Annotated in this window: 9 protein-coding genes; 1 reads left to right on the top strand and 8 read right to left on the bottom strand. The window is 72.7% G+C overall.

Annotated features, from left to right (window positions below):
* Positions 1–20: 20 nt before the first annotated feature.
* Positions 21–2,315 (bottom strand): serine/threonine-protein kinase, encoded by a 2,295-nt coding sequence (locus GPA10_RS19520; protein WP_157166622.1) that lies wholly within the window; start codon positions 2,313–2,315, stop codon positions 21–23.
* A 347-nt stretch (positions 2,316–2,662) separates the two neighbouring features.
* On the opposite strand from GPA10_RS19520, the gene GPA10_RS19515 reads away from it, so the two are divergent.
* Entirely contained in the window at positions 2,663–4,243 is a 1,581-nt protein-coding gene (locus tag GPA10_RS19515) for a TROVE domain-containing protein (protein ID WP_343041142.1), read from the top strand.
* Between the two features lie 59 nt (positions 4,244–4,302).
* On the opposite strand, the gene GPA10_RS19510 is transcribed toward GPA10_RS19515, so the two are convergent.
* The 7 genes from GPA10_RS19510 to GPA10_RS19480 all read right to left on the bottom strand — a co-directional run bounded on the left by GPA10_RS19510 (position 4,303) and on the right by GPA10_RS19480 (position 12,339).
* Positions 4,303–5,523: a TerD family protein gene (locus GPA10_RS19510; RefSeq protein WP_198351649.1), complete on the bottom strand. Its 1,221-nt coding sequence runs from the start codon at positions 5,521–5,523 to the stop codon at positions 4,303–4,305.
* 197 nt (positions 5,524–5,720) lie between these two features.
* Positions 5,721–6,710 (bottom strand): zinc-dependent alcohol dehydrogenase family protein, encoded by a 990-nt coding sequence (locus GPA10_RS19505; protein WP_058851553.1) that lies wholly within the window; start codon positions 6,708–6,710, stop codon positions 5,721–5,723.
* Positions 6,707–7,618 (bottom strand): carbohydrate ABC transporter permease, encoded by a 912-nt coding sequence (locus GPA10_RS19500; RefSeq protein WP_246259440.1) that lies wholly within the window; start codon positions 7,616–7,618, stop codon positions 6,707–6,709. Before GPA10_RS19500 ends, GPA10_RS19505 begins: the two co-directional genes overlap by 4 nt.
* Entirely contained in the window at positions 7,615–8,565 is a 951-nt protein-coding gene (locus tag GPA10_RS19495) for a carbohydrate ABC transporter permease (RefSeq protein WP_058851552.1), read from the bottom strand. The genes GPA10_RS19500 and GPA10_RS19495 overlap by 4 nt, the downstream gene beginning before the upstream one ends.
* On the bottom strand, positions 8,562–9,932 hold the full coding sequence (locus GPA10_RS19490; RefSeq protein WP_157166620.1) for an ABC transporter substrate-binding protein: 1,371 nt from the start codon (positions 9,930–9,932) through the stop codon (positions 8,562–8,564). Before GPA10_RS19490 ends, GPA10_RS19495 begins: the two co-directional genes overlap by 4 nt.
* A gap of 183 nt (positions 9,933–10,115) precedes the next feature.
* Complete coding sequence (locus tag GPA10_RS19485; protein ID WP_157166735.1) at positions 10,116–10,877, bottom strand: DeoR/GlpR family DNA-binding transcription regulator; 762 nt, start codon at positions 10,875–10,877, stop codon at positions 10,116–10,118.
* Positions 10,878–11,142: 265 nt separating this feature from the next.
* The gene (locus GPA10_RS19480) at positions 11,143–12,339 is read right to left on the bottom strand and encodes an alpha/beta hydrolase family protein (RefSeq protein ID WP_157166619.1); all 1,197 of its coding nucleotides are present in this window, start codon (positions 12,337–12,339) and stop codon (positions 11,143–11,145) included.
* Positions 12,340–12,382 lie beyond the last annotated feature (43 nt).

The raw sequence follows: 12,382 nt of genomic DNA, 5'->3' as shown, positions 1-12,382 counted from the left end.
GCAGCGCTCCGCCGCCGTCCTCACAGCGGCTCCGGAGGAACGATCGCCACGACGCTCTTCTCCGCGTACAGATGCACCGGGCCCGGTGTCGCGGTCGCCGCCCGTATGGAGCGGATGTCGTACGGCATCACCCACTCCGTGTCGCCGGTGCGGACGTCCAGGGCGTGCAGACCCCAGTCCGGCTCGCCCGACGACGTTCCGGGCTCCGGCCCCGACACGTACACAGCCGAGCCTGATGAGAGCAACCATCCGTCGGAGTCCGTGAGTGCGCGTACGTCGTCGCGGTGCCAGCGGAGCTGTCCCCGAGTGACCCCGTACGCGCCGAGGCCTTTGGGCGTCGCGGCGAGGAACATGTCGTACGTCGCTCGCGGGGTGACCGTCGCGGCCGCGTCCATGCCGCGGGTCCACCGGACGCGGCCGGAGGTGAGGTCGACCGCGCGGATCGCGGTGCGGCTCGCGTAGCAGGCCGTGCCCCACGCGCCCGGATGGGCCCGCGGGTACGGGGCGCCGCCGCGCACCGTCCGCTCCACCGTGCCGTCCTTCGCGCGCAGCACGACCAGCGGGTCTCCGCGCGCGTAGCGTTCGTCAAAGGGCGCTCCTCCCGGGTCCGCGGACACGGCGACGGCGATGCGGCCGCCCTCCGTGTCGACGCCGATCACTCCGGCGGCGGTGCCCTCGTGGAACCACAGGGCCTCCCGGGTACGCGCGTCGTAGCCGTACGCCCGCCAGCGCCTGCCCCAGGCACCGCGCCGTGCCGCCAGGGTGTCGTACGAGGCGTACGTCAGCAAGCAGATCACGTCCCCGGCCGGGACGAGCATGCTCCGGTCGCCTTCCAGCACGCCGGCGGCGTCGGCGGCGGCGTCCGCGTCGAAGGAGCGCGGGCGCGTCGTGGCGCGCCGCACCGGATGGTGGGCCGGGAACGGAGAGGTCCAGGTCTTGCGGCCCGCGTTGGCGTCCAAGGCGTTCAGTTCCGGCCCGGACGGGGAGTCCCGCAGCACGTACACCGTGCCGTCGTGGCTGCTCACGTCCCGTAACCGGTCCGCGGAGTACACCCAGAGCGTGGTGCCGAAGCGAGCCTCGAGACAGGTGAGGGAGGACGGGCCGAGCAGGTGCAGTTTGTTCCCGTCGAACCGCAGACCGGTGCCGCCGGGCCGCAGCTCACCCACGTCCTGCCGCCACATCACCTGTCCCTGCGGCGGCCCCTTCACCCTCTTCTTGCGCCCTGCCCGGGGAGCCTTTCCGCCCATGCCCCCGTCCCCGAGGGTCACGGCGGCACCGGCCGCGCCCGCGGCGGCGAGGAGTGTGCCGCCGCCCCATCGCAGGAGGCGGCGGCGGGAGGGGCCGGGGGACGGTGGGGGGTCCTCCTCCGGAACGTGGCGCGCGTCGCCGTCCACCCCCGACAAGTCGTCCACCCCCCATAACTCCGCGACCCCGAGCTCATGACGGCCGATCAGGTCCGCCACCGCCCCCCGCTCCCACCACGGGGCCGGCCCGTCGCTCGCCCGCTCCCCGCACCAGAGCAGGACTTCGGCGACCGTCGGGCGGTCGGCGGGAGCGCGGGACAGACAGCGGGCCAGGAAGGCTCCCAGGGCGGGGGAGGGGACGCCGACGAGGTCGGGGGGCTCGTGCAGAGTGCGGTAGAGCACGCGGGCGACGCCGTCCGCGCCGAACGGGGCGCGGCCCGTCGCGGCGAGGGCGAGCAGCGCGCCGAGGGCGAACACGTCGGCCGGCGGCCCCGCCCGGCCGTCCCCCTCCGCGCGGGTCAGCTGCTCGGGGGCGATGAAGCCGGGCGAGCCGATGGCTTCGTCGGACGCCGTCAGGCTGTCGTCGACCGCGCTCTGCGCGATGCCGAAGTCGAGGACCTTGGGCCCGTCACGGGTCACGACCACGTTGGACGGCTTCAGGTCGCGGTGCACGATGCCCGCCGCGTGCACGGCGGCCAGGGCCTCGGCGAGGGAGGCGCCGAGGACGGCGAGGTCGGCGGCGGAGAGCGGGCCGTGCGCGGCCACGGCGTCCGCGAGGAGCGGCCCCGCGCAGAACTCCGTCACCAGCCAGGGCTGTTCGGCGTCCGGGTCGGCGTCGAGCACGGCCGCGGTGTACGGCCCGGTGACGGCGCGGGCGGCGGCCGTCTCGCGGCGGAAGCGCTCGCGGAACTCCGGCTCGGCGGCGAGGTGCCCGTGCACGGTCTTCACGGCGACGGGCCGCCCCGACGCGGACCGCGCGAGATGCACCCGCCCCATCCCGCCCGCCCCGAGCTGCGCGACGAGCCGATATCCCCCCACTTCGACGGGCGTCCCACGCGTGGCCCCAGCCATGCCCGGCCTTCCTCCTCGGCTCACCGCTCGCTCCCGTTGCGGCCGAACTGACGGTCGCAACGACGGCCGAACTGTGCGACGCCTGCGAGGCATCGTACGGTTGCGCCGCCACGCGCCGCCGGTGCCGCGGGAAATTCCGTGGCGGCCGTGCGATCCCCGCTCCTAGAGTGATCCGTGTCCAGGTGCGAAGGCAGGACTTACTTCCACTTCTCATGGGGAGGCCGCGGGTTCGAGTCCCGCCACCGGCACTCAGGCCGGTGTAGCTCAGGGGCCAGAGCGCCGATCGTCAGTTCCGCCGCCTCAGATCTCTGGACACCCCAACTTCCGTGAATTCGGGGGAATTCATCGTGTCCCGCTTCAACACCAAGACCGTCAAGGCCCTGCTCACCTCGCCCGTGCGGTCGACCGGACGGACCGTCCGCAATCCGCAGGGCGGGCCGGGCCACCCCCGGGACGCGCGATCCGAACTCTTCCTGCTCGCGGTCGCGAACTTCGTGACGCAGGACACGTTCTACGAGGGCGGTGCCGACCGCGACGACCGGTTCGCCGCGCTGGTGCGGGCGCTCGCCGTCGAGGACCCGGAGTGGACCGCGGGCCTGCTCGGCTGGCTGCGGGGCGAGGGCAACATGCGGACGGCGTCCCTCGTGGGCGCCGCCGAGTACGTGAAGGCGCGCCTCGACGCGGGCGTCACGCACGGGCCGACGGGCCGCAGCGTCGTCGACTCCGTGCTGCGCCGCCCCGACGAGCCCGGCGAGCTGCTCGGCTACTGGACGGCGACGTACGGCCGCGCCGTCCCCAAGCCCGTCAAGCGCGGCATCGCCGACGCCGTACGCCGCCTCTACGGCGAGAAGTCCCTGCTGAAGTACGACACGGCGACCAAGGGGTACCGCTTCGGCGACATCCTCAACCTCGTGCACGCGGCGCCCGACCCGGCCAAGCCGTGGCAGGGCGAGCTGTTCCGGTACGCCCTCGACCGGCGCCACCACCCGGACACGGCCGAGGTGCCGGGCACCCTGCGCACCCTCGCCGCGCACCGCGAGCTGGTGGCGCTGCCCGTCGCCGAGCGGCGCGCGGTCGTCACGGCACCGGACGGTGCCGCGCGGCTCGCCGCCGCGGGCATGACGTGGGAGGCGCTCGCGGGCTGGCTGCGGGGGCCGCTGGACAAGGCGGCCTGGGAGGCGGTCATCCCGTCGATGGGCGCGATGGCACTGGTCCGCAACCTGCGGAACTTCGACGGGGCGGGCGTCTCGGACGAGGTCGCCGCGGGCGTCGCGGCGAAGATCGCGGACCCGCGGGAGGTCGAGCGCTCCCGGCAGTTCCCGTTCCGCTACCTCGCCGCGTACCAGCACGCGCCTTCGCTGCGCTGGTCGTACCCGCTGGAGCGGGCCCTCGGCCACTCGCTCGGCAACGTTCCCGCGCTGCCCGGCCGTTCGCTGATCCTCGTCGACCGGTCGGGGTCGATGTGGGCGCCGCTCTCGGCGCGCTCGCAGCTCAACCGCGCGGACGCGGCGGCGGTGTTCGGCACGGCGCTCGCGCTGCGGGCGGAGAACGCGGACCTCGTCGAGTTCGGCACGTCGAGTGCCGCCGTGCGGTATCGCGCGGGGGAGTCGGTCCTGAAGATCCTCGGCCGGTTCGGCGACCTCGGCGGCACGGACACCACGGCGGCCGTGCGCCGGCACTACCGGAGCCACGACCGGGTCCTGATCGTCACCGACGAGCAGGTCGCGCACAGCCGCCACGGCGGGCCCACCGAGCAGATACCGGCGTACGTCCCCGTCTACACCTGGAACCTGGCGGGCTACCGCACCGGCCACGGCGCCTCCGGCACGGCGAACCGCCATGTGTTCGGCGGCCTCTCCGACGCGGCCTTCCGCATGGTGCAGCTGCTCGAGTCCGGGCGGGCGGCGGACTGGCCCTGGCTGAAGTGAGCTGCCCCCGGGCGGTGGCGGTGATCCGTCGCTGCCACCGCCGCCGCCCGGGGGGTTCGCTACAGTGCCTGCGCCGCGGGCTTCACCATGCCCCGCACCGTACGCGACTTCACGAAGTCGCCCATCGCCGTCATGTCCCACTCGCCGGAGAACTGACGGATCAGCTTCGCCATCATCACGCCCGTCTGCGCCTCGGCGTTCGTCAGGTCGAAGCGGACCAGCTCCTCGCCCGTGGCGCCGTCGAGCAGGCGGCAGTAGGCCTTCGCGACCTCCGTGAACTTCTGGCCGGAGAAGGAGTTCACCGTGAAGACCAGGCCCGTGACCTCCGGGGGGAGCGCGCCGAGGTCGACCACGATCACCTCGTCGTCACCGCCGCCCTCGCCCGTCAGGTTGTCGCCGGAGTGCTTGACGGCGCCCTTGAGGATCTTCAGCTTGCCGAAGTAGCAGCTGTCGATGTGGTTGCGCTGCGGGCCGTACGCGATGACCGACGCGTCCAGGTCGATGTCCTTGCCGCGGAACGCGGGCTCCCAGCCGAGGCCCATCTTGACCTGGGAGAGCAGCGGGCGGCCGCCCTTGACCAGGGACACCGTCTGGTTCTTCTGGAGGCTGACGCGGCCCTTGTCGAGGTTAATCTTCCCGGCGCCCGGGGCCGGGGCGGCGGGGGCCCCGGCCGGGGCGGCGGCCGGGGGCGGGGGCATCTGCACCGGGGCGCCGGTCGGGGGCGCCATCGGGGCGGCGGGCTGCGGCGGGGCCGCGGGGGCCGCCGCCGGGGCGGGCGCCGGCGTCGGCTCCTCGACGGTCACGCCGAAGTCCGTCGCGATGCCCGCGAGGCCGTTGGCGTACCCCTGGCCGACGGCGCGGGCCTTCCACGCGCCGTTGCGCAGATAGACCTCGACGATGACCAGGGCGGTCTCCGTGCCGAGCCGCGGCGGGGTGAACGTGGCGAGCACCGAGCCGTCGTCCGCGTTGCGGATCGTGGCCGTGGGCTCGACGCCCTGGAAGGACTGGCCCGCCGCGTCGGGGCTCGCCGTCACGACGATCTTCTCGATGCCCGGGGGCACCGCGGTCGTGTCCACCGTGATGGCGTCGGGGGCGGTGCCGCCGCCCGAGCGGTACGTCACGCCGGGGCCCGCGGGCTGGTTGTAGAAGATGAAGTCGTCGTCGGAGCGCACCTTGCCGTCGGCGGTGAGCAGCAGGCCCGAGACGTCCAGGCGCACGGGGGCGGAGACGTCCACCGCCACGCGGGTCGCGGGCAGCGGGATGTTCGAGCCGGGGGTCATAGCTGTCATGCCAGGGGTAACGAGCGGGGGGACTTTGCCGTTCCCTTACCCGGGGGTTTTCTGGGCGGGGTGCGGGTGGGTGCCCTCGCGGGGGCGTCCCGGACCCGCCCCTTTCCCGTAACCAAGGGGCTCCGCCCCCTGGACCCCCGGTCCTCAAACGCCGGACGGGCTGGAACACCCAGCCCCTCCGGCCGCCCCTACGGCACCACCACGATCTTCCGCCCCTCGCCCGCCGCGAACTTCCCGAGCGCCTGCGGATACTCCGCCAGCGGCAACCGGTCACTGATGAAGACATCGGGATCGAGCACCCCCCGCGCGAACAGCTCCGCGGCGCGCTCGTAGCTGTGGAGGACGGCCATGGAGCCGGTGATGGTGATCTCCTGGTTGTAGATGCGGTAGGGGTCGATGGTGACGCGGGTGGCGTAGTCGGCGACGCCGAACTGGAGGAAGGTGCCGGCCTTGGCGACCCGGTCGAGGCCGTCCTGGATGGCGGCGGCGTTGCCGGTGGCGTCGATGACGACGTCCCAGCCCTGCGGGCGGTCCAGCTCGTCGGGGCTGGCCCCGGCCCCGGTGACGCCGAGCTGCCGCGCGGTGGCGAGCCGCTCGGCGTTGAGGTCGACGACGTCGACGCTCGCGGCGCCGGTGCGCTTGGCGAGCTCCAGCATCATCAGGCCCATGGTCCCGGAGCCGTAGATCAGGACGTGCGCCGCGAGCCGGGTGCGCAGCACGTCGTAGCCGCGCACCGCGCAGGACAGCGGCTCGATGAGGGCGGCGTCCTGGGTGCGGATGTGCTCGGGGAGGCGTACGCAGTTGGCGACGGGTGCGACCGCGTACTGGGCGGCGCCGCCCGCCGTGGTCACGCCGATCGCGGCCCAGCGCTCGCACATGTTGTTGTGGCCGTCACGGCAGTAGCGGCACTCGTGGCAGTACAGGGAGGGGTCCACGGCGACCTGGTCGCCGATCGACACCTCGGTGACGTCCTTGCCCAGGCCGACCACCTGTCCGGCGAACTCGTGCCCCGGCACCACCGGCAGCGTCGGCGCGAACTCGCCCTGCAGAATGTGCAGGTCCGTGCCGCAGATGCCGCACGCGGCGACCTCCACGACGACGTCGCGCGGTCCGGGCGTGGGGTCGGGCACCTCGCCGACCACGGCCTTGCCGACGGACTCGATGATGGCGGCTTTCACTTGACGGCTCCCAACGACAGGCCCTGGACCAGCTTGTCCTGGGCGGCGAACCCCGCGGCGAGCACCGGCAGGGAGATGATGAGCGACGCGGCGCACACCTTGGCGAGGAACAGGCCCTGGCTGGTGATGAAGCCGGTCAGGAAGACGGGTGCCGTCTGGGCGACCACACCCGTCAGGACCCGGGCGAAGAGCAGCTCGTTCCAGGAGAAGATGAAGCAGATCAGGGACGTCGCGGCGATGCCGGGCAGCGCGATCGGGGCGACCACGCGGGTGAGGATCGTGGGCAGCCTGGCGCCGTCGATCTGCGCCGCCTCGATGATCGCCACCGGCACCTCGGACAGGAACGACTGCATCATCCAGACGGCGATCGGCAGGTTCATCGACGTATAGAGGATGACCAGGAGCCAGATGTTGTCCAGGAAGTCGGTGTTCTTGGCGAAGAGGTAGATGGGCAGCAGGCCCGCGACGACCGGCAGCATCTTCGTGGAGAGGAAGAAGAAGAGGACGTCCGTCCACTTCTTCACCGGGCGGATCGACAGGGCGTACGCCGCCGGGAGCGCCAGGAGGAGGACGAGCAGGGTCGAGGCCGTCGACGCCACGAAGGAGTTGATGAGCGAGGGCCAGGGGCTCGCGCCGCCGCCCGAGCCGAAGAACTCCCGGTAGCCGTCCAGGGTGAGGGACGCCGCGACCGAGGGCGGGTTCGTCGCCGCGTCCTGCTCGGAGTGGAAGGACGTCAGGGCCATCCAGGCGATGGGCAGGAAGAAGAGCAGCCCGGCCAGCCAGGCGGCGAGGGTGAGGCCCGCTCCCCGGGTCCGGGTGCGGAGCGCCTCGGGCGGCCGGGCGCCGGGCCGGGTGCGGTGCGCGGGTGCGCCGCTCGTACGGATGTCGCTCACGCGGACGTCGCTCATGCGCGGGACACCTCCTCGCGGAAGAGGGACGACACCACGCGGAGCGCGAAGGTCGCGATGATGATCGAGCCGATGACGACGAGGACACCGGCGGCGGACGCCAGGCCGTTCTCGTGGGCCTGGTAGAAGCTCTGGTAGACGGTGTAGGGCAGGTTCGCGGTGCCGAGGCCGCCCGAGGTGATGGTGAAGACGGCGTCGAAGTTCTGCACGATGTAGATCGAACCGAGCAGGGCGCCCAGTTCCAGGTAGCGGCGCAGGTGCGGCAGGGTGAGATGGCGGAAGACCTGCCAGTTGTTCGCGCCGTCCATGCGGGCCGCCTCGATCAGCTCGGTGTCCCGGCTCTGCAGGCCCGCGAGCAGGATCAGCATCATGAACGGCGTCCACTGCCAGATCAGGGACAGTTCGATGGCGATCAGCGGGGTGTTGGATATCCAGTCGGGCTGGCTCGCGCCGTCTCCGCCGACCCAGTGCAGGACGCCGTTGAACAGGCCGTACTCGGGGTTGTAGAGGACGTGCTTCCACAGCAGCGCCGCGGCCACCGGCACGAGCAGGAACGGTGCGATGAGCAGCGTGCGCACGACGCCCCGGCCGCGGAACCTCCGGTCGAGGAGCAGCGCGAGGCCGAGGCCGATGACGAGGCTCGCGAGGACGACCGTCGCGGTCAGCAGGATCGTCGTCCACACCGACTTGCGCAGGTCCGCGTCGGTGAGGACCTCCTGGTAGTTGGCGAAGCCGGTGAAGGAGCGGGCGTCGGGGTAGAGCGCGTTCCAGTCGAAGAAGGAGATCACCAGCGTGGCCACGAACGGCAGCTGGGTCACGGCGATCATGAAGATCAGGGCGGGGAGCAGCGGGGCCCGGGTGGCCCAGGCGCGCAGCCGCCCGGAGGGGCGTGACGCCGCTGTCCGCGCGGGTGCGCGGGTGGGTGGGGGAGTGGTGGTGGCGGTCATCGGCCCTCGTACTCCTCGGAGATCTTCTCGGCGAGCTCTTGGGACTTCTCCAGGGCCGACTCGACGGACTGGCGTCCGGCGATGGCCGCGCTGATCTCCTGCGAGACGCGGGTGCCGAGGTCGGTGAACTCGGGGATGCCGACGAACTGGATGCCCGGCGCGGGCCGGGGCTGCACGCCCGGGTCGCGGGGGCGGGCGTCGGCGATGGCGGCGCGCATGACGCTCTGGAAGGCGCCCGCCTCCTTGCGGTACCGCGGGTTCTCGTATGTCGAGGAGCGTTTTCCCGCGGGCACATTGGACCAGCCGATCTTCTCGCCGACCAGTTGCTCGTACTCCTTGCCGGATGCCCAGGAGATGAACTTCCAGGCCTTGTCGGGGTTGTGCGAGGCCTTCTGAAGGCCCCAGGCCCAGGTGTAGAGCCAGCCGGAGCTCGCGGTCCTGTCCACCGGCGCGGGCACGTAGCCGATCCTGCCCTTGACCGGGGACCCCGCGGCCTCCAGGGAGCCGGCGGCGGCCGTGGCGTCGTACCACATGGCGGTCTTGCCCTGGGTGAGGTTGTTCAGGCACTCCGCGTACCCGGACTGGGCGGCGCCGGACTCGCCGTGCTCGCGGACGAGGTCCACGTAGAAGCGGGTCGCGCGCTCGAACTCGGGGGAGTCCAGACGGGCCTTCCAGTCCTTGTCGAACCAGGTGCCGCCGAAGGTGTTGACGACCGTCGTCAGGGGCGCCATCACCTCGCCCCAGCCGGGCAGCCCGCGCAGACAGATGCCCTTCATGCCCTTCTGCGCGCCGTCGGCCTTCGCGGCGAGGTCGGCGACCTGCTGCCAGGTCGGCTTCTCGGGCATGGTCAGGCCCTTCTTCGCGAAGACGTCCTTGCGGTACATGAGGAAGGACGACTCGCCGTAGAAGGGCTGCCCGTAGAGCTTGCCGTCCTCGCCGGTGAGGGACTGGCGCATCGGCGGCAGGATGTCGTTCTGGTCGAAGGCGCGGTCCTCGCGGGTGTAGGAGCCGAGCTCGTGCAGCCAGCCGTTCTTGGCGTAGATGGGGATCTCGTAGTTGCTGAGCGTCGCCACGTCGTACTGGCCCGCCTGGTTGGCGAAGTCCTGGCTGATCTTGTCGCGGACGTCGTTCTCGGGCAGCACGGTGAAGTTCACCTTGATGCCGGTCTTCTTGGTGAAGTGGTCGGCGGTGAGCTTCTGCAACTCCACCATCTGCGGGTTGTTCACCATCAGGACGTTGATGGAGTTGCCGCCGGAACCGGTCCCGCCCGCCCCGGCCCAGCAGCCGGAGAGCAGCGGGGCGAGCAGCGTCCCTGCGGCGGTCACGACGAGCAGCCGCCGTGACCTCCGTCGGCTGTGGGTTCGCATGAATCGCTCCTGAACAGTGGGGGCAAGAGGGTCGTTTCGGTGCGACTGAGGGCATGGGGTGCCGCACCGGCTGCCCTGGGAGTGGGCGCGGTGGGCCTCGGTGGCGGGCGGAGGGGTGTAGGGGGGAAGGCGTGCGGGGTGCGGGGTGTAGGGGGCTTTGGGGGGAAGGGGGTGGGCGGGCGGTCAGGTCCGGATGACCTGCGGCCCCTGCAAGGAGTAGCGGTGCGCCTCGGACGCGGGCAGCTGGGTGCTGGTGACGATGCTCTCCAGGTCGCTGACGCCCGCGAAGCGGCAGAAGCTGGCCGCACCGAACTTGGTGTGCACGCCCGCGAACACGGTCCGCCGCGAGGCGCGCATGGCCTGCGCCTTCACCTCGCAGACCGCCGGGTCCGGGGTGGTCAGGCCGTGCTCGCGGGAGATGCCGTTGGCGCCGATGTACGCGAGGTCGATCACGAACCCGGCGAGCATGCGGGTCGTCCAGTGGTCGACGGTGGCGAGGGTCCCGGCCCGCACCCGGCCGCCGAGCAGCAGCACGGTGACGTGGTCGGCCCCGGCGAGCGCGCCCGCGGTGGCGAGGGAGGCGGTGACCACGGTCAGGGGGCGGTTCTTCGGCAGGGCCTCCGCGATGAGCTGTGGGGTGAAGCCCTCGTCGATGAAGACGGTCTCGGCGTCGCCGAGCTGCTCGGCCGCGGCGGCGGCGATGCGGCGCTTCTCGGGCACGTGCATCGTGGTGCGGAAGGCGAGGGTCGTCTCGAAGCCGGCGCTCTCCACGGGGTAGGCCCCGCCGTGGGTGCGGCGCACCAGGCCGTGGTCCTCGAGGGCGCGCAGATCGCGGCGTACGGTCTCCTTCGCGACGCCCAGTTCGGCCGCGAGCACCGTGACGTCCACGGACCCGGAGCGGCGGGCCGCGCGCACGATCTGCCGCTGGCGTTCCTCCGCCGTCATGGACGCCACCCACCCCTCTCCCCGGTGCCTCCGGAGACCTCACTTCCGCGTGCTGCCCGTTCGGGCCCTGTGCAGGAAGTTCTACAGCCCGAGGGAGAGGGGTGGCCAGGTGCGCTGCGGGCCCGATGATGCCCGTATCCGCCCGTTTGGCGAGGCGGCTGCCTGCGGGGCGGGCTGATCATGGGCCCGTCGCCGGGCTCGCCGTGCCCGTTTGCTGCCCGCTTGGCGTTCGGACGGGGGGTCGAACGGCCGGAAAGCGACGGTGTCAGGGCTGGTGGAATCCGACCTCGGGGTGTGCGGCCGTGGGCCCGTCGAGCAGCGGCTGCTCGGTGCCGCGCAGGTGCCGGTCGAAGTACGCGGCGATGTAGGCGCGGGTGATCTGCTCGGCCCGCGGACCGGAGATCGGGGCGGTGGGGTCGTCCACGCCGAGCTGGTCGAAGAGGACCGGTACGTCGGTGAAGGTGAAGTGCCCGGACCCGGCGACCGTCAGCCACCGCTTCCAGCCCTCGAAGCGGGGCCAGGCGCTCTTCCAGGTGTAGGGGTCGTCGGCCTGGACGGTCCGCTCGGTGCCGAGGAGCAGGAACGGGCGCTTGCCGAGGCCGTCGGGCATGACCTGGATGCCGCCGTCCATGTTCATGCCCGCCCGCACCCGCTGGTCGGTGTTCATCACGGCGACCGTGGCGGCGCCGCCGATGGAGTGCCCGCCCATGCCGATCCGCCGGGCGTCGATCAGGCCGGAGTGCCGCCAGACGGCCGCCCGGCCCACGAGCCGGTCGAGGACGAACGACAGGTCCTTCGCCCGGACCGCGGCGATGGCCTTGCCGCTCCCGGGGTCCTGGTTCTGCTCGCACGCGAGGCAGGTCAGGATCCGCCCGCCGGGGAAGGCGGTGCCGGCCGACTCATAGGCGTGGTCCACCGTCGCGACGACGTAGCCCCGGCTCGCCAGGTCCTCGGCGAGATGCGTCAGCGTGGAGCGGGGCGCGGTCATCCCGGGCGACAGGACCACCAGCGGGAAGCGCCCGCCGACGGGCTTCGCCCCGGTCCGCGCGTAGGTGCGGGTCGCGCCCACCGCGGCCGCGGACGTGTCGACCTCGAACGCCTCCAGGAGCAGCCGGGCCTCCTCGGTGGAGGTGTACGGGGCGGGGCGCCCGCCCGTCGCGTGCGCCGGGTAGTAGAGCGACAGCATCAGTTCCCGCGCCTTCGCCGTGGGCACCCACGGGTCCTTGCGGCTCTTGTCGACCAGGTGCAGGGTGTCGCGGCCGACCGCGAACGGGCCGGTGGGGCGGGGCAGGGCGGTGCGGGGCGCGGGTGTGTCCGTGTCGTTCGCGGTGCTCGCGGCGGTCACGGCCGCGGGGGCCGGAGCGGGCTGCGCCACGGCCGTGGCCGGCAGCGGCACGGCGAGCGCCACGGCGATCGCGGCGGCAACGGCGAGTCCGCGCACGGCGATTCGGGTTCGTGTCATGACAGCTCACGCTAGCCAGCGCCGCGTGGGGCCACGTCGGACC

Source organism: Streptomyces typhae (genome assembly GCF_009755605.1).
Classification (GTDB): Bacteria; Actinomycetota; Actinomycetes; order Streptomycetales; family Streptomycetaceae; genus Streptomyces; species Streptomyces typhae.
This window is presented reverse-complemented; position numbering and strand designations above follow the sequence as displayed.

Bases quoted from the DNA above. Each gene is read 5' to 3' on its own strand.
- GPA10_RS19510 (WP_198351649.1), bottom strand. From the start codon at position 5,523: ATGACCCCCGGCTCGAACATCCCGCTGCCCGCGACCCGCGTGGCGGTG.
- GPA10_RS19500 (WP_246259440.1), bottom strand. From the start codon at position 7,618: ATGAGCGACGTCCGCGTGAGCGACATCCGTACGAGCGGCGCACCCGCG.
- GPA10_RS19520 (WP_157166622.1), bottom strand. From the start codon at position 2,315: ATGGCTGGGGCCACGCGTGGGACGCCCGTCGAAGTGGGGGGATATCGG.
- GPA10_RS19495 (WP_058851552.1), bottom strand. From the start codon at position 8,565: ATGACCGCCACCACCACTCCCCCACCCACCCGCGCACCCGCGCGGACA.
- GPA10_RS19480 (WP_157166619.1), bottom strand. From the start codon at position 12,339: ATGACACGAACCCGAATCGCCGTGCGCGGACTCGCCGTTGCCGCCGCG.
- GPA10_RS19490 (WP_157166620.1), bottom strand. From the start codon at position 9,932: ATGCGAACCCACAGCCGACGGAGGTCACGGCGGCTGCTCGTCGTGACC.
- GPA10_RS19485 (WP_157166735.1), bottom strand. From the start codon at position 10,877: ATGACGGCGGAGGAACGCCAGCGGCAGATCGTGCGCGCGGCCCGCCGC.